This is a genomic window from Kribbella sp. NPDC049174, assembly GCF_043197365.1.
GTDB lineage: Bacteria > Actinomycetota > Actinomycetes > Propionibacteriales > Kribbellaceae > Kribbella.
In genome coordinates this window covers 1,996,871-2,013,841 of record NZ_JBICSZ010000001.1, presented here as the reverse complement: position 1 = coordinate 2,013,841, position 16,971 = coordinate 1,996,871, and the positions used below count along the sequence as shown (strand labels likewise).

The 16,971-nt window shown below is 68.7% G+C and carries 12 protein-coding genes; 7 read left to right on the top strand and 5 right to left on the bottom strand.

Going from position 1 to position 16,971, the window contains the following annotated elements:
• Nucleotides 1-94 precede the first annotated feature (94 nt).
• From ACGFIF_RS09500 to ACGFIF_RS09485, 4 genes are all read right to left on the bottom strand, one after another.
• Nucleotides 95-592 carry a GNAT family N-acetyltransferase gene (locus tag ACGFIF_RS09500; RefSeq protein WP_393153246.1) on the bottom strand — a complete coding sequence of 166 codons (498 nt, stop codon included), beginning with the start codon at nucleotides 590-592 and terminating at the stop codon, nucleotides 95-97.
• A 176-nt stretch (nucleotides 593-768) separates the two neighbouring features.
• On the bottom strand, nucleotides 769-1,968 hold the full coding sequence (locus ACGFIF_RS09495) for an SWIM zinc finger family protein (protein ID WP_393153244.1): 1,200 nt from the start codon (nucleotides 1,966-1,968) through the stop codon (nucleotides 769-771).
• Complete coding sequence (locus tag ACGFIF_RS09490; protein ID WP_393153242.1) at nucleotides 1,965-4,850, bottom strand: SNF2-related protein; 2,886 nt, start codon at nucleotides 4,848-4,850, stop codon at nucleotides 1,965-1,967. Before ACGFIF_RS09490 ends, ACGFIF_RS09495 begins: the two co-directional genes overlap by 4 nt.
• A gap of 104 nt (nucleotides 4,851-4,954) precedes the next feature.
• The gene (locus ACGFIF_RS09485; RefSeq protein WP_393153683.1) at nucleotides 4,955-6,841 is read right to left on the bottom strand and encodes an ABC transporter ATP-binding protein; all 1,887 of its coding nucleotides are present in this window, start codon (nucleotides 6,839-6,841) and stop codon (nucleotides 4,955-4,957) included.
• Between the two features lie 181 nt (nucleotides 6,842-7,022).
• Here ACGFIF_RS09485 and ACGFIF_RS09480 point away from each other — a divergent pair, with 181 nt between their 5' ends.
• The 5 genes from ACGFIF_RS09480 to ACGFIF_RS09460 all read left to right on the top strand — a co-directional run bounded on the left by ACGFIF_RS09480 (nucleotide 7,023) and on the right by ACGFIF_RS09460 (nucleotide 13,426).
• Nucleotides 7,023-7,799, top strand: a complete 777-nt coding sequence (locus ACGFIF_RS09480) for a TetR/AcrR family transcriptional regulator (protein WP_393153240.1) — start codon at nucleotides 7,023-7,025, stop codon at nucleotides 7,797-7,799.
• Nucleotides 7,800-7,834: 35 nt separating this feature from the next.
• A complete protein-coding gene (locus ACGFIF_RS09475; protein ID WP_393153238.1) occupies nucleotides 7,835-8,503 on the top strand; it encodes a TetR/AcrR family transcriptional regulator in 669 nt (222 codons plus the stop codon).
• Entirely contained in the window at nucleotides 8,503-10,236 is a 1,734-nt protein-coding gene (locus tag ACGFIF_RS09470) for an ABC transporter ATP-binding protein (RefSeq protein WP_393153236.1), read from the top strand. The genes ACGFIF_RS09475 and ACGFIF_RS09470 overlap by 1 nt, the downstream gene beginning before the upstream one ends.
• Nucleotides 10,233-12,302 (top strand): ABC transporter ATP-binding protein, encoded by a 2,070-nt coding sequence (locus ACGFIF_RS09465; protein ID WP_393153234.1) that lies wholly within the window; start codon nucleotides 10,233-10,235, stop codon nucleotides 12,300-12,302. The genes ACGFIF_RS09470 and ACGFIF_RS09465 overlap by 4 nt, the downstream gene beginning before the upstream one ends.
• A gap of 116 nt (nucleotides 12,303-12,418) precedes the next feature.
• Entirely contained in the window at nucleotides 12,419-13,426 is a 1,008-nt protein-coding gene (locus tag ACGFIF_RS09460; protein ID WP_393153232.1) for a nucleoside hydrolase, read from the top strand.
• Between the two features lie 34 nt (nucleotides 13,427-13,460).
• Here the strand turns inward: ACGFIF_RS09460 and ACGFIF_RS09455 are convergent, their stop codons facing one another.
• Nucleotides 13,461-14,096, bottom strand: coding sequence for a hypothetical protein (locus ACGFIF_RS09455; protein ID WP_393153230.1), 636 nt, complete (start codon nucleotides 14,094-14,096; stop codon nucleotides 13,461-13,463).
• Between the two features lie 154 nt (nucleotides 14,097-14,250).
• On the opposite strand from ACGFIF_RS09455, the gene ACGFIF_RS09450 reads away from it, so the two are divergent.
• Both ACGFIF_RS09450 and ACGFIF_RS09445 read left to right on the top strand, forming a co-directional pair.
• A complete protein-coding gene (locus tag ACGFIF_RS09450; protein WP_393153228.1) occupies nucleotides 14,251-16,305 on the top strand; it encodes a sensor histidine kinase in 2,055 nt (684 codons plus the stop codon).
• The gene (locus ACGFIF_RS09445; RefSeq protein WP_393153226.1) at nucleotides 16,298-16,948 is read left to right on the top strand and encodes a response regulator; all 651 of its coding nucleotides are present in this window, start codon (nucleotides 16,298-16,300) and stop codon (nucleotides 16,946-16,948) included. The genes ACGFIF_RS09450 and ACGFIF_RS09445 overlap by 8 nt, the downstream gene beginning before the upstream one ends.
• Nucleotides 16,949-16,971: the final 23 nt, after the last annotated feature.

Sequence of the window (16,971 nt, the reverse complement as noted above, 5' to 3'; positions counted from 1 at the left end):
TTTACGACTCCACGCCGTACTTCGTTGTGAACGTTCAAGAGCCGACCGCCAGCGGGCCGCCGGAGACTGTCGTACGCCTCCGGCGGCCCGGGTCTCAGACGTTCACCGGATACCGGAGAGTGCCCGCGGGCAACGGATCACCCGTGAGGGAGAGGGCCATCAGGCTCGGTCCGTCGAAGTCCGGATGACGGATGCCGAACTCGGTGGCCGGCCGGAATCCGAACCGCGGGTAGTACTCGGCATGGCCGAGCACGACCACGGATTGCTCACCACGATCACGCGCTGTGTCGAGTGCCGCGATGACGGCCGCGCTTCCCGCACCCTGCCGCTGGTACGACGGCAGGACAGCGACCGGCCCGAGTGACAGCACCGGGGTGTCGCCGACCTGGCAACGGGTGAGCAGCGCATGCGCAACGGGCTGATCGTCCACGGTCGCGACGAACGACAGGCCGTCGATCCAGGCGACCGGGTCGGCGCGCAACAGGTCGAGGTAATCGACCTCGAACTGCCGGCCGAACGCCTGCCGGGTGAGGTCACGGATGGTTTCGAGGTCCGCGCTCGTCTCGGCGCGGGTCTTCCAGGGGTTGGACAACGGAGAATCCCTTTCGGGCAAGAGGGTTCGCGTCAGGCGGAACCCGAGGTGAGTTGGATGACCGGAATCGCTGCCGCCCAGGCGACAGCGCCCGCTGACGCGGTCATCAACCCACCTCCTTCCTCCATCGAAGTCGGCGTCACCTTATCCGGCTCGGCGAACTCCGCGCACCGGAATTACCAATCTGTGGCCAGTGCGGTGAGCGGATCGGTGGTCGCCGGGGCGGTCGGAGTCCAGGTGTCGCCGACGAGCCGGTAGGGATGCCAGTGACCCCGGCGGTCCAGGCGGAGCTGGGTGTCCGCTCCGACGGTGAGCTGGTTGTCGAGGATCTCGACCGTGAACTCGGCGGCGACGAGTTCGGTCCGCGCGCGGGCCAGCTCCGCGGCTGCCGGGGTCCAGGTGTGTTCGAGGACGTCGAGTCCGGGCGCGCCGCCGTACCGCCAGGCTTGGATGCCGAGGGCAAGGTCTCCGGGTGAGCCTTCCGCCAGCGACTCGGTCAGCTCGGGGAAGTCCGCGGCCAGGCGTACGGCGTCCTGCCACTCGTCGAGTGGTTGCGGCTCCGGCGTGCCGTGGAGCAACGCATTCAGGAGAGCGCGGGCCCGGCGGGAGGCGTCGAGTACGAGCAGCGGGAGCGTGGCCGGCGCGAAGCCTGGTGGCGGCTCGATACCGCTGACCGCCAACTCGTCGAGCGACACCTTGGCCGGCAACTCGGGTACGTCGGGCAACGCACCAACCGGCTCGCTCGGAACGTCGGCCGGCGACACTCCGGCTGGTCCGGTCGGAGCGTCGGTCGCCGGCGTCCCGTCGCGCCCGCCCGGCTGACTCCGGCTCTGCAACTGGTCGAGCAGATCCTCTCTGGAACGACCGCGCAGAAGCAGCAGGACGAACGGGTCGGAGTCGAGCAGCCACGCGACCTGATAACAGAGACCGGCGGCGTGCTGGCAGGGGAGCTCCCAGCCGTCACACGTGCAGCTGGGATCGAGATCGCCGATACCCGGCAGCAGCGGAACACCCGCATCGGACGCGGCCTCGACCAGGTCATGCGGCATCTCGCCGTCGAGCAATGCCGCGATGTGGCCGGCTCGCGCCCCGACCTGATCGAGGAAGCGGCTCCACTCGTCCTCGCTCAGCTCGTCGACCCGGACGACGGCCTCGTACGTGTCCTCGGGGGAGTAGACAGTCGCCGCGATCCGCCCGGGACTGATCGTGATCGTCCCGACCTGCCCGGAGTTCGCGTACCGGCGTCCCTTCCGCAGCTGGTCGGAGTCCAGCGAGGTGTCCTCCAACGCCTGCACCCAGGCACGCGCCCACCACGACCGCCCGCGCGTACTCCGCCGCTGAGCCTCGAAGGCCGGGAATCCCTGCGCCTCAGTCATCGCAGACCACCTCGCAGCTCGACCAGGTCGGCCAGTTCGGCGTCGGACAACTCGGTGAGGGCTGCTTCGCCGCCGGTGAGGACGGCATCGGCCAGTTCGCGTTTGCTGCTGAGCATGGCCGCGATGCGGTCCTCGATGGTGCCCTCGGCAATCAATCTGTGCACCTGGACCGGCTTGGTCTGGCCGATCCGGTACGCCCGGTCGGTCGCCTGATCCTCGACCGCCGGATTCCACCATCGGTCGTAGTGCACGACATGGTCGGCCCGGGTCAGGTTGAGCCCGGTCCCGGCTGCCTTCAGCGACAGCAGGAACACCGGCACGTCGCCGGCCTGGAACCGCTCGACCATCTCCTCCCGCTTGGGCACCGGAGTACCGCCGTGCAGCAACTGCGTGCCGATACCACGCTCGGCCAGGTGGCGTTCGAGCAGCCGTGCCATCGCGACGTACTGCGTGAAGACGAGGACGGCACCGTCTTCCGCGACGATCGTCTCCAGCAGTTCGTCGAGCAGCTCGAGTTTGCCGGACCGGCCCGTCAGCCGTGCGGCCTCGCCTTCCTTCAAGTACTGCGCCGGGTGGTTGCAGATCTGTTTGAGCCCGGTCAGCAGCTTCACGATCAGTCCACGCCTGGCCATCCGGTCGCTGGCCTTCACCTCGGTCATCAGCTCGCGGACCGTCGCCTCGTAGAGCACGGCCTGCTCGCGAGTGAGCGAGACCGGCTGATCCGTCTCGGTCTTCGGCGGCAGCTCCGGCGCGATCCCGGGATCCGACTTGCGTCGCCGGAGCAGGAACGGCCGGACGAGGGTGGCCAACCGTTGCGCGACCTCTTCGTCCTTGTCGGCCTCGATCGGCGCGGCCCACTGGTTCCGGAAGTTCCCGAGCCGGCCGAGCAGCCCCGGCGTGGTCCAGTCGAGGATCGCCCACAGCTCGGACAGGTTGTTCTCCACCGGCGTACCGGTCAACGCCACCCGCGCCTGCGACGGCACGGTCCGCAACGCCTTCGCCGTACTGGACGACGGGTTCTTCACGTGCTGCGCCTCATCCGCGACGAGCAGCGCCCACCGATGCCCAGCCAGCCGTACGGCGTCCCGCCGCAACGTGCCGTACGTCGTCAGGACGAACCCCTCCTCGGCTCCGTCGAGCGATCGTGCCGATCCGTGGAAGCGGCGAACCGGCGTCCCTGGTGCGAAGCGCTGGACCTCGCGCTCCCAGTTGCCGAGCAGCGACGCCGGACAGACGACGAGAGTCGGGCCTGCGGTGTCGGGCGAGATCTGGCGGTGCAGGTGGAGCGAGATCAGCGTGATCGTCTTGCCGAGACCCATGTCGTCGGCCAGGCAGCCGCCGAGTCCGAGCGAGGTCATCCGGGCCAGCCAGCGGAGGCCGCGGAGTTGGTAATCGCGCAGGGTCGCCTGCAGGCCGGCGGGCGCGTCGATCGGTTCGTCGGCGCGATCGGGGTCGGCGATCCGGGCGCGAAGGTCTTCGAGCCACTGGGTCGGCTTCACCGCGATCTGGCGGCCGTCGATCTCGGTGGTGCCGGTGAGGGCCGCGCTGAGGGCGTCGATCGCCGTCACCGGCTTGAGGATCCGCTCGCGAGCCTTGCGAGCCAGATCGGGGTCGATCAGCATCCACTGGTCGCGCAGCCGGACCACCGGACGGGTCGCCTCGGCCAGCTGGTCCATCTCCGCCTCGGTCAGTGGCTCGCTGTCAGGGTCGTTGCCCAGCGCAACCTGCCAGCTGAAGTCGAGCGTCGCGTTCCCGCCGAAGAAGCTGGGCAGGTCGCTCGGCGGGCCGTCCGATGACGTGATCGCCGCCCGCGCCGTGAGCGCCCGCCCGAGACTGCGCGGCCAATGCAGATCCACCCCGGCCGCCGCCAGCCGTTGCGCCCCACCCGCCAGCAACTCCGCGAGCTCCTCGTCGGACAGCTCGATCCGATCCGGTACGGCGGAATCCAGCAACCGGCTCAACGGCGCCCAGACCCGCCCGGCCCGCCGAATCGCCAACGTCGCGTCGATCCGAGCCCGCGGCCCGAATCCCGCGATGTCCTCGGCCCACACGTCATCCGCGTCCCGGACCAGCGTCGGATCCTGCAGGCTGTGCAACTGAACCACCGCGCGGAAGGCCATCGTTTCCGGCAGTTCGATCCGCAACGAGATCCGCACTCCGCTGTCGAGCCCGACGGACACCTCATCGGCCCACGACCGCAACCGCTCGGCCCGTTGAGGTTTGGCGGCGGCGAACAGCGGCGTCTTGTGCGCCTTGGCGGCCGCGGGAGACCGGGGCATCCCATCCGCCACCGCGTCGACGAACGCACGCACGAGATCCTCCGCCACCGGCAGCCGCACACCCGCCCCGGCTCCGGTCGGAGGATCGTCCCCTGGAGTCGGCTCCGTGGACGGCGAGACGGCTCGGGAGGTCGGCTGCTCCGCCGAGGGGAGCGCCCGCGAGGTTGGCTGCCCGGCGGAGGGGAGTGCTCGGGTCGGCTGCTCGGCCAAGGGGAGTGCCCGGGCGGTGGGTGGCATGGACTCGGCCAGGGCGAGGAGGCGGTTCACATCCGTGGCGTCGAGCGGGCCGACCCGCCAGGCGTCATGGCCGTCGGGGGAGACGCCGGGCAGCAGCTTGCCCCGGGCAACCAGCTGGAGGGCGGCCAGCGAGGCGGCTCCCCAGAAGGCGGCCGAGGAATGCGCACCGGGTGTCTGGCGAGCACGGCCGAGCAACGGGACTGCTTCGGCGACCGGAAGCTCGACCGCGCGGACGGTCACCAGTTCCGAGTCGACGACCAGCTCCAGCCGGGACTGTTCGCCCGCGCCGAGCGGCAGGTCACCACCGTCCGGCTCCCAGAAGCACACCCGCCCTTCGCGTGGCGGATCAGCCGGCCTGAAGACCACCGCACAACCAGCCAGCCCTTGTTGCCCCGTACCCGCCAAACCGACGCCCTCCTAGTCACCAACCACCACACCGACGATCCCGCACACCCTCAGACCACAGACGCTCAGACCGTGAGAACCTCCGCGTCGGTCGGACCGGCGCCGGGCTGCTCGAACTGGGTCCGGTAGAGCTCTTCGTAACGACCGCCCGCGGCCAGCAGTTCCGTGTGCGTGCCCTGCTCGACGATCCGGCCGTCCTCGATCACGAGAATCTGGTCGGCGGCCCGGATGGTCGACAACCGGTGCGCGATGACGACCGCGGTACGGCCCTCCAGCGCCTCGGTGAGAGCCGCCTGGACGGCCGCCTCATTGGTCGAGTCCAGCGCTGCCGTCGCCTCGTCGAGGATGACGACCCGCGGCTGAGCCAGCAGCAACCGGGCGATCGTCAACCGCTGGCGCTCTCCGCCCGACAGCCGATACCCGCGCTCACCGACGACAGTGTCCAGCTCATCCGGCAGCGACCTGATCAGATCAACCAGCCGCGCCCGGGTCAGCGCGTCCCACAGGTCGCTTTCGGTCGCTTCCGGCCGGGCCAGCAGCAGGTTCTCCCGGATGCTGTCGTGGAAGAGGTGTCCGTCCTGGGTGACCATGCCCAGCGCGTCCCGCAACGACTCCGCGCTCACGTCCCGGACGTCGACACCGGCCAACTTCACCGACCCCGAGTCGACGTCGTACAGGCGGGGAATGAGCTGGGCGATCGTCGACTTGCCGGCGCCCGACGATCCGACCAGGGCGACCATCTGTCCCGGCTCGGCGCGGAACGACACGTCGTGCAGCACCTCGACGCCACCGCGGGTGTCGAGTTTCGCGACCTCCTCCAGAGACGCCAGCGAGACCTTGTCCGCCGACGGGTACGCGAAGCGCACGTGCGAGAACTCGACCGACACCGGTCCGTCCGGCACTGTGCCCGCGTCCGGCTTGTCCTTGATCAGCGGCTCGAGATCGAGCACCTCGAAGACGCGCTCGAAGCTGACCAGCGCCGTCATCACCTCGAGCCGCGCACTCGCCAGCGCGGTCAGCGGCGAGTACAGCCGGGTGAGCAGCAATGCCATCGACACGACCGCACCCGCGTCGAGCTGGTCCCGCAGCGCGTAGAACCCGCCCAGGCCGTAGACCACGGCCAGCGCCAGGGCCGACACCAGCGTCAGCGAGGTGACGAACACCCACTGCACCATCGCCGTCCGGACGCCGATGTCGCGGACCCGCCGGGCCCGGATTGCGAACTCCGCCGACTCCCGCGTCGGCCGGCCGAACAGCTTCACCAGCGTCGCGCCGGGTGCGGAGAAGCGCTCGGTCATCTGCGTGCTCATCGTCGCGTTGTAGTTCGCTGCCTCCCGCTCGAGCGCGGCCAGCCGGTTCCCGATCCGGCGCGCCGGGATGACGAAGATCGGCAGGATCACCAGCGCGAGCAGAGTGATCTGCCACGAGACCCGCAGCATCACGACGAGCGTCAGCACCAGCATCACCAGGTTGCTGACCACGCCCGAGAGCGTGTCGCTGAAGGCTCGCTGCGCGCCGATCACGTCGTTGTTCAGCCGGGAGACCAGCGCGCCGGTCCTGGTCCGGGTGAAGAAGGCGATCGGCATCCGTTGGATGTGGTCGAAGACCGCGGTCCGCAGATCGAGGATCAGTCCCTCGCCGATCCCCGCCGACAGCCAGCGGGTGAGCAGCCCGATCCCGGCTTCCGCGACAGCGATGATCGCGATCAGTACGGCGAGCTGCAGGACCGTGCTGAACGGCTTGGACCCGACGATCGCGTCGACCACCTGCCCGGCCAGCACCGGTGTCGCCACCGCGAGGACCGCGGCTGCGACGCTGAGCGCCAGGAACGCGATCAGCGCCCGCCGGTGCGGTCGCGCGAAGGCCAGGATCCGCTTGAGTGTCGCCTTCGAGAACGGCCGCTTCTCATCTTGTCTGTGCATCGCGTGGTACATCGACGTCCACGCGGTCATTTCCATACTCACGGCGAGACTCCGGCAGCTCGGTTGTCCAGGAAGTACCGATGATCCAACGGATCACCGACAGTTTCCGACCGTAGAACCTCAACAATCCTTGAGGTCAACTTCCCACCCTAACTGAGTACACTGTACGAAGTAACCGGACGAGTGTAGCCACTCGGAGAGAATCGCGCACATGAATCAGGAGTACAGCGGCAGCGGCGACCCGGCGAAGAGCCTGGAACTGCTCTGGCGCCGACGGCCGCAGCCGACCCGGGGACCCAAACCGGCGCTCACCATCGAGCGGATCGTCGAGGCCGCGATCGGGATCGCCGACGCGGAGGGGATCGCCGGCATGTCGATGCGCCGGGTGGCCGACGAGCTCGGCGCCGGAGCGATGACGCTGTACCGCTATTTTCCCGGCAAGGCCGAGCTCCTCGACGTCATGCTCGACACCGTGTACGGCGAACTGCCGCGGCGCGAGGTGGACGGGGACTGGCGGGCGAAGCTCGACGAGGTCGCGCGAGAGAACCGTGAGCTCTACCTGCGCCACCCGTGGCTGCTCCAGGTCGCGACCAGCCGGCCGCCGCTCGGGCCGTACGTGATGGCCAAGTACGAGTACGAGCTGGCCGCGGTCGAGGGGATCGGCCTGACCGACATCGAGATGGACGACACTGTCGCGCTGGTGAACGGCTACGTGCACGGCGCCGTACGCACCGCGGTGGAGGCGCGGCAGGTGATCCAGCGGTCGGGGATGAGCGACAAGGAGTGGTGGCTGGCCCACGTCCCGCACCTCGACAAGATCGGCGACACGAAGAACTTTCCGTTGGCCTCCCGCGTCGGGACAGCGGTCGGGAATGAGTTCGATGCCCCGTACGACTCCGATCATGCGTTCGAATACGGTCTGGAACGGGTGCTCGACGGCGTATTCGCGCTGGTGGAGAAACGGTCTGGGCCGGAAGAGTTAATGTAGTTGTGAGTGAGTACTCACTCAGTTAGCCTCGACGTGTGACTCCACGAGCGACCCCACTGCCTCCTGACGAACGACGCGCGGCCATCGTCAAGGCCGCCCTGCCGTTGCTGGAGGAGTTCGGCAACGAGGTGAGCACCAAGCAGATCGCCGCGGCGGCCGGGATCGCCGAGGGCACCATCTTCCGGGCCTTCGGCAGCAAGGACGCCCTGATCGACGCGGCGCTGGCGACCGCCTTCGACGCCACCGAGCTGCTCCGGGTGCTCGAGCAGGTCGACCGATCGCTGCCGTTGCGGGAGCGAACGATCGCTGTTGTCGAGATCAACCAGAATCGGCTGAAGAGCGTCTTCAAGCTGATGTTCGCGTTGCGGATGCGCCGTCCGCCCGAGCCGAAGTTCACGCCGATGGAGGAGGCACACCGAAAGCGGCAGTCCGATCTGGCCAACGCCGCCTTCGCCGACCTGCTCCGGCCGGACGCCGACCAGTTGCGCCTCCCACCCGAAGACGTGGTCCGCATGATCGGGATGATCACGTTCTCGGCCACCCACCCAATGATTTCCGGCGGCCAGGCGCTGACCGCCGCGGAGATCGTCGACCTCGCCTTCGACGGTGTCCGCCATCACCACACAGGTCAGCAACCGGCCGCCGAGGAGACCGCCGAGTTCGCTCTCGACGGTCGCCGTACCAACGACTCTGGGGATGTCTGATGTTACTGAAAGTCTTGCGTACGCACTTACGCCCGTACGCGGGAAACCTGTCCCTGGTGGTCGTCCTGCAACTGATCGGGACGATCGCCTCCCTCTACCTGCCCAGCCTGAACGCCGACATCATCGACAACGGCGTGGCCAAGGGTGACACCGGCTACATCATGGAGACCGGTGGCTGGATGCTCGGCGTCAGCCTGGTGCAGATCATCTGCACGATCGTGGCCGTGTACTTCGGCGCCAAGACCGCCGCGCTGTTCGGCCGCGACGTCCGGGCCGCGGTCTTCCACCGGGTCGGGGAGTTCTCCGCCCGGGAGGTGAACCAGTTCGGCGCACCGACGCTGATCTCCCGCAGCACCAACGACGTCACCCAGATCCAGATGCTGGTGGTCACCACCTGCACGATGCTGGTCGCCGCCCCGATCACCATGGTCGGCGGTGTGGTGATGGCGGTCCGCGAGGACGTCGGCCTGTCCTGGCTGGTGGCGGTCGCCGTACCGTTGCTGGCGGCATCGATCGGCCTCATCGCCAGCCGGATGGTCCCGCAGTTCCGCAAGATGCAGAAGAACATCGACGGGGTGAACCGGGTGCTGCGCGAGCAGATCACCGGGATCCGGGTGGTCCGGGCCTTCGTCCGCGAGCCGCACGAGGTCGAGCGCTTCGGCGAGGCCAACCAGAACCTGACCGACACCGCGGTCCGGGCCGGCCGGCTGATGGCGCTGGTCTTCCCGGTCGTGATGCTGATCCTGAACATGTCCAGCGTGGCGGTGCTGTGGTTCGGCGCCTCCCGGGTGGAGAGCGGGACGATGGAGGTCGGCGCGCTGACCGCGTTCCTCAGCTACCTGATCCAGATCCTGTTCTCGGTGATGATGGCGACGTTCGTGATGATCATGGTGCCGCGGGCCTCGGTCTGCGCGGACCGGATCGCCGAGGTGCTCGACACCGAGTCCTCGGTCCGGCCGCCGGTCACCCCGATCCGGACCTTCACCGGCCGCGGTCAACTGGTGTTCGAGAACGCCTCGTTCCAGTACCCGGGTGCGGCCGAGCCGGTCCTGCGGGACATCAGCTTCGTCGCGTCGCCGGGGCAGACGACGGCGATCATCGGCAGCACGGGTGCCGGTAAGACGACCCTGCTGTCGCTGGTTCCCCGGTTGTTCGACGCCACCGCGGGCCGGGTGCTCGTCGACGGGATCGATGTCCGCGAGATCGAGCCGGAGGCGCTCTGGGAGCGCATCGGCCTGGTGCCACAGCGCCCGTACCTGTTCTCTGGGACGGTCGCGAGCAATCTGCGGTACGGCAATCCGGACGCCACCGACGAGGAGCTGTGGCACGCGCTGGAGATTGCCCAGGGCAAGGACTTCGTCGAGGCGATGCCGGAGGGCCTGGACTCGCCGATCGCCCAGGGCGGCACCAACGTGTCCGGCGGTCAGCGGCAGCGGCTCGCGATCGCCCGGGCGCTGGTCCGCAAACCCGAGATCTACCTGTTCGACGACTCGTTCTCCGCGCTCGACCTGTCCACCGACGCCCGGTTGCGGGCGGCGCTGCGACCGGTGACGGCGGACGCGTGCGTGGTGATCGTCGCCCAGCGGGTGTCGACCATCGTGGACGCCCACCAGATCATCGTGATCGAGGACGGCGCGATCGTCGGCAAGGGCACCCATCAGGAGTTGCTCGACAGTTGCCCGACGTACGTCGAGATCGTCGAGTCCCAGCGTTCCGCGGAGGAGGCGGCATGAGCGACGACAAGCAGACATCGGCCGTCTCCGCCAACGGGCAGGCACCGTCGGAAGAAGGTGCTGCGGCGACGGTGAAGGCGACCGAGCGGCCGACGACCGGTCGCGCCTTCGGGCCGCCCGGTGGCATCCCGGGGGACAAGTCGATGAACTTCGGCCCGTCGGCGAAGCGACTGCTCAGCCGGCTGCGCCCGCACCGGACCCAGGTGTTCGGCGTCATCCTGCTCGCGGTCTTCAGCGTCGGCCTGTCGGTGCTGGGGCCGAAGATCCTCGGCAAGGCGACCGACATCATCTTCTCCGGCGCGATCGGCAAGGGGCTGCCCAGCGGTCAGACCAAGGAACAGGTGATCGAGCAGACCCGGGCCGCCGGCAACGGCCGGCTCGCCGACCTGCTGCAGGGGATCGATCTGATCCCGGGCGTCGGCATCGATTTCGATGCCCTGCGCAACGTCTTGCTGCTGGTCCTGGGCCTGTACGTCGGTGCGTTCCTGCTGTCCTGGATGCAGGGCTACATCCTGAACGGGATCGTGCAGCAGACCATCTTCGACCTGCGGTCCGAGGTGGAGGGCAAGCTCAACCGGCTGCCGCTGAGCTACTTCGACGGCGCGCCGCGCGGTGAGCTGCTGAGCCGGGTGACGAACGACATCGACAACATCTCGACCAGCCTGCAGCAGACGCTGAGCCAGTTGCTCACCTCGCTGCTGACGGTGATCGGCGTGGTCACGATGATGTTCGTGGTCTCACCGCTGCTGGCCCTGATCGCCCTCGTCACCATCCCGATCTCGATGATCGTGACGGCGGCGATCGCGAAACGCTCGCAGACCCGGTTCGTCGCGCAGTGGCGTCATACCGGCGCGCTGAACGGCCAGATCGAGGAAGCGTTCACCGGGCACGAGCTGGTGAAGGTCTTCGGCCGGCAGAAGGAGATCGAGGCGAGCTTCGCCAAGAAGAACGAGGAGCTGTACCAGGCCGCGTTCGGGGCGCAGTTCATCTCCGGCCTGATCATGCCGTTGATGATGTTCATCGGGAACGTCAACTACGTGGTGATCGCGGTGATCGGCGGTCTGCGGGTCGCCTCCGGCACGATGTCGCTCGGTGACGTCCAGGCGTTCATCCAGTACTCGCGCCAGTTCACCCAGCCGCTCACCCAGGTCGCCTCGATGGCGAACCTGCTGCAGTCCGGGGTGGCCTCGGCCGAGCGGGTGTTCGAGGTGCTGGACGCCAAGGAGCAGGTGCCGGACGACAAGGCGCCGGAGAAGGTGACGGACGCCCGTGGGCGGGTCGAGTTCGAGCACGTGTCGTTCTCGTACGACCCGGACAAGCCGCTGATCACCGACCTGAGCCTGGTCGCCGAACCCGGTCAGACGGTCGCGATCGTCGGTCCGACCGGCGCCGGCAAGACCACGCTGGTCAACCTGATCATGCGGTTCTACGAGCTGAACGGCGGCCGGATCACCCTCGACGGGGTCGACATCACCGAGCTGACCCGGCACGACCTGCGGTCGCGGATCGGCATGGTGCTGCAGGACACCTGGCTGTTCGGCGGCACGATCCGGGACAACATCCTGTACGGCAACCTGAACGCGACCGAGGAGGACATGCTCGCCGCGGCCAAGGCGACGTACGTCGACCGGTTCGTGCACAGCCTGCCGGACGGGTACGACACGGTGATCGACGAGGAGGGCAGCAACGTCAGCGCCGGTGAGAAGCAGTTGCTGACCATCGCCCGGGCGTTCCTGGCCGACCCGCAACTGCTGATCCTGGACGAGGCCACCAGCTCGGTCGACACCCGCACCGAGGTCCTGGTCCAGCGGGCAATGGCCGCACTGCGCTCCGACCGCACCAGCTTCGTCATCGCCCACCGCCTGTCCACGATCCGCGACGCGGACCTGATCCTGGTGATGGAGAACGGCTCAATCGTCGAGCAGGGCAACCACCACCAACTCCTCGCCACCAACGGCGCCTACGCCCGCCTCTACAACGCCCAGTTCAGCGGCGCAGTAGCAGACATCGACGAGGAACCCGCCGCCCTCACAGCCCCAGTAGGCACCCCAGCCGCCCGCACCTGACCCACCGGCGGGGGCGCCATCCGTGGTGGATGGCGCCCCCTCCGGCCTGTGGATAACACTCGACGCCCCGTGGCCAAAACGTATTCTCAGCTCAGCACACACAGGCGGAGGTATGGATGGGTGGCATGCGGGGCGGCGGGGAATCGACCGGCGACTGGCTGGCGCTCGTTGGGTTGGGCAACAGTTATGAGGAGTTCGATGAGCTCGCTGAGTCGCTCGCTGCGGGCGGGCCGCCGCCGGCGGTCGGCCGCGCGCCGATCGCTCGTGCGCCGATGATCATCGATACGGACATCGGGGGTGATCCTGATGACACCGTTGCGGTGGTTGTGGCTGCGCGGCGGGTGCCGGAACTGGCATTGGTGATCACCAGTGATGAGTACGGCGGGGAGCGGGCCCGGTTTGTTCGGTTCCTGCTGGATTTGGTGGGACGGCAGGATGTGCGGGTGGTTGCCGGGTCGGATCTGGGGAACAGCCGGCCCTACTTCGTGGACGGGTTGTTTCCGGCTGATGTGCCTCAGCAGGAGACCGATGTCGTATCGGCGGTTGCGGACGTTTGTGGGGCGGTGAACGGGCCGATTCGGTGGGTAGGGATGGGGCCGTTGTCGAATCTGTCGACGCTGCAGTCGGAGCGGCCCGACCTGGTTGAGCGGATGGTTGTCACGCAGATGGGTGGGGCGATCGTCTATCGGGATCCGTCGCGGGCCGAGCACAACTTCCGGGTGGATCCGGCGGCGGCGATCCGGATGCTGGCCGCTCTCCAGGACCCGCTGCCGACGCTGGTGGTCTCGGACGTGACTTTCAACGTGGCCACGGAGATCACCGAAGACTCGCCGATCTACAAGAAGTGGACGGAACCCGACGCACCACCGTGGGCGACGATCCTCAAGACGCACTCCGACCGGTGGATGGCGCGCTATCCGGGCTCGATGCAACACGACGCCCTCACTCTCGCCGCGGCCACCCTCTGGCCGGGGATCCGATTCGCCCGGGAGCGCGTCGCGCTGGGCGCCGACGCGCGGATGAGCCGCAGCGATGAAGGCTCGGAGATCATCATGTCGATCAGCGCGGACTACGGCGCCTTCATGACCTGGCTCGATTCCCACCTGGACTGGACTCACGACTGAGGGGGCGCCATCCGTGGTGGATGGCGCCCCGGCGTCAGGCCTTCGGGATGACGAGGTGGGGTCGTAGGGCGAGTAGTACTCCGAGGGTTGCGTAGCCGATCAGCAGGTGGGTGCCGCCTACCCAGCGGGAGGCCTGGTCGCCGAAGAGGATCATCGACGGGACCGTTACGACCGCCCAGCTCTCGGCGACCAGGGGCCACCAGCGCAGGATGCCTTGCCAGCGGCCGGCGAAGGCGATCTTCACCGAGATCACTGCCATCCCGAGCATCGACAGCGGCCAGCAGATGTCGAGCGGCACCAGCCAGGCCGCGTCCTGGTGCGGCGACGGCAGCACCCCGTGCAGTAGCGACCACACACTCGCGATCCCCAGGATCACCGCCTCCACCTTCAGCAGTACGACGGATCCTCGGCTCAGCCCGGTCGCCCGGGTCCGGAACTGGATCGCCAGCAGGCAGAACACGCCGAGCTGGAACGCGAGCCCGGTCAGGTCCCCGATCCGCTCGGGCACTCCGTCGTTCACGGTGGTGAACGCGAAGATGCTCGCCGCCCACGTGAGCGTCCCGGCTGTCAGACCGAGGCCGAGTCGCCGGATCGTGCGCTCGGCCGGGCCGCTCTGGACCCGAATCGTCGGTGTCACATCGGTGCGGGCCCTAGCAGGTGTTGTAGTCATTGCGGTTCCTCCCCCTGAGGTGTGTCTCATGACCACTGAGCCTTCGGGGCCGGCCGTCCCGCGAACCAGGGCCCGCGGTCCTTCGAGTTGTCCCGTCGTACGACGGGACAGTTGACCCGCGACGGCGGGACACACTCTGGGTGACAATGCAGCGGTGGGGGAGGAGGCACGGAGGGGTTGGGGGCCGGCTGTACTCGGGGCAGCCGCGCTCCTGCTGGTTGCCGCCACCGTGGTGCTCGACCTCCGCAACGGCATCGACATCCCGCCCGCCGCCGAGCTGGACGAGGGCTGGACGGCCGCCCTCTGCGGGCTGGCGCAGCTGGTGCCGGGCCTGCTGCTCCTGCAGCGGCTCCCGCGTCATCCGATCGCCTGGATCCTGACCGGATCCGGGCTGTTGTGGATCGTCGACGGGTTCGCGTCGAGCTGGGCGACGTACGCGATCTACACGTCGCCAGGGCTGCCCGGCGCGTCGGCGGCGTACTGGTTCTACTCCCGCTTCGGAGCCTTCCTACTGCTCGGATTGCCGCTGCTCATCCTGCTGTTCCCCGACGGAAGGCTGCCCACTGCGAGGCTCTGGCGCTGGCTGTCGGTCGTCAGCCTCGCACTCACCGTGCTGCTACCGCTCCTGCTGCTCGTCGCGCCGATCGACGTCATGCAGCGCTACCACAACGCATCGCTGCCGCCGGAGATCACTCAGCTGTCGCTGGATCCGTTCAGCATCGACCTGCCGTACGACGTCTGGGAGCCGCTGCTCCGCGTCGCCTACACGGCCGTGCTCGTCAGCCTCGTCGTACCGTTCGCCGTCACCGTGCACCGCTACCGGGCCGCGGCGCGGGAGCGGCGGGCGCAGATCCGCTGGCTGATGTGGGCCGCGCTGATCGACATGATCGTGCTGATCGTCCCGTTCGAGAACCCGCCCGCGGTACCGGCGATCATGTTCGGCCTGGCCATCGCCCTCACCTCGGCCGCGATCGTCGTCGCCGTCACCAAACATCGCCTGTACGACGTCGACCGGTTGCTCTCGGCCACCTTCCTGTACGGCGTCCTCGTGGTGCTCGTGGTCGGCGTCGACCTGGCCGTGTTCGCGATCGCCGGTGGTGTCCTCGGCGAGCGTGATGCCGCGCTGGTCGCGATCGCGGTCGTGGCCGTGGTCTACGCGCCGCTGCGGAGTCGGCTGTGGCGGTGGGCACGGCGCCTCGTCCGCGGCTCCCGCGATGACCCGTACGCGACGATGTCCACGCTGGCCGAGCGGCTCGAGTCGGCCGCAGACCCGGATGAGCAGCTCCAGGCGGTCGCCCGCACGCTGGCCGAGGCGTTCCGGCTGCCGTACGTGCGGGTCGAGATCGAGCGGCCGGGTGGTCAGACGGCGATCGTCGAGCACGGGCGGGAATCAGGCCCGACGCACGCACTCCCGGTGGGCTATCGCGGTGAGCCGGTCGGGCGGCTCGTGTTCTGCCCTGGCGACGGTACGGCGCTGTCCGAGCGGGACCAACGGTTGCTGGGAGACCTGGTCAGGCAGGCTGCCGCGGCGGCGCGGGCCAGTGAGTTGAGCGCTGAGCTGCAGCAGGGCCGGAGCCGCCTCGTCGCCGCCCGCGAGGAGGAACGCCGACGGATCCGGCGGGATCTGCACGACAGCCTGGGTCCGAGCCTCGGCGCGGTCGCGCTGCGGATCGAGACCGCCCGGAATCTGGCGACGTCCGCTCCGGCCGAGTCGGACCGGATGCTCGAGCAGGCCACGACCGAGGTGGCCGCTGCGCTGGCCGACGTACGCAGACTGGTTCACGACCTGCGACCGCCGGCGTTGGACGAGCTCGGATTGGTACGGGCGATCGAGCAGCAAGCGGAGCGTTTCCGGCTCGGCGGGTTGTCGGTGTCGGTGGACGCGGATGGGATCGGGCCGTTGCCGGCCGGCGTCGAGGTGGCGGCGTACCGGATCGCGTCGGAGGCGCTCACGAACGTCGCGCGGCACGCTGAAGCCAGCCGGTGTGACATCAGTTTGCGGGTGGATGGGACGGCACTGGAGTTGTCGGTGCGCGATGACGGGATCGGGATCGGCGAGGAGGTGACGGCGGGCGTGGGGATGCTGTCGGTGCGGGAACGGGCCGCTGAGCTCGGGGGAGTCTGCAGTGTCACGTGTCCAGCCAGCGGCGGGACCGTCGTACGGGTGAGGTTGCCGCTGGACGCCGTACCGGAGGTTGTTCATGGGTGAGACCGTGCGGGTGCTGCTGGCCGACGACCACCCCGTCTACCGCGACGGGCTGGCCGCGTTGCTCGGCTCGCTGGACGGCGTCGAGGTCGTCGGTACGGCGGCCGACGGGGTGGAGGCGGTGGACGGCGCCCGGGAGTTGCAGCCGGATGTCGTGGTGATGGACGTGCAGATGCCGCGACTGGACGGGATCGAGGCGACCCGGGCGATCACCGCGGACAGTCCGCACATCGGCGTCGTTGTACTCACGATGGCCGAGGAGGACCAGACCCTGTTCGCCGCGATGCGGGCCGGGGCGCGCGGGTATCTGCTGAAGGGCGCGAACCAGGCCGAGATCGTCCGGGCGATCACCGCGGTCGCGCAGGGCGAGGCGATCTTCGGGCCGGCGATCGCGCGGCGGGTGGCCGAGTTCTTCTCCGCGGCTCCAGTTGCCGGCCCCGGCAGTCCGTTCCCGCAACTCACCGCCCGAGAGCACGAGATCCTCGCGCTGGTCGCGGCCGGCCGGTCCAACGCGCAGATCGCCTCCGAGCTCTTCCTGTCACCCAAGACGGTGCGGAACAACGTGTCCAACATCTTCGCCAAGCTGCACGTCGCCGACCGCGCCGAAGCCATCATCCGCGCCCGCGACGCGGGACTCGGGCGCTAGTTTTTGACTGAGCGATCAAAAAC

Coding starts and splice junctions, on each gene's coding strand:
- ACGFIF_RS09445 (WP_393153226.1), top strand. CDS start 16,298: ATGGGTGAGACCGTGCGGGTGCTGCTGGCCGACGACCACCCCGTCTAC.
- ACGFIF_RS09480 (WP_393153240.1), top strand. CDS start 7,023: ATGAATCAGGAGTACAGCGGCAGCGGCGACCCGGCGAAGAGCCTGGAA.
- ACGFIF_RS09470 (WP_393153236.1), top strand. CDS start 8,503: ATGTTACTGAAAGTCTTGCGTACGCACTTACGCCCGTACGCGGGAAAC.
- ACGFIF_RS09460 (WP_393153232.1), top strand. CDS start 12,419: ATGGGTGGCATGCGGGGCGGCGGGGAATCGACCGGCGACTGGCTGGCG.
- ACGFIF_RS09495 (WP_393153244.1), bottom strand. CDS start 1,968: ATGACTGAGGCGCAGGGATTCCCGGCCTTCGAGGCTCAGCGGCGGAGT.
- ACGFIF_RS09485 (WP_393153683.1), bottom strand. CDS start 6,841: ATGACCGCGTGGACGTCGATGTACCACGCGATGCACAGACAAGATGAG.
- ACGFIF_RS09465 (WP_393153234.1), top strand. CDS start 10,233: ATGAGCGACGACAAGCAGACATCGGCCGTCTCCGCCAACGGGCAGGCA.
- ACGFIF_RS09455 (WP_393153230.1), bottom strand. CDS start 14,096: ATGACTACAACACCTGCTAGGGCCCGCACCGATGTGACACCGACGATT.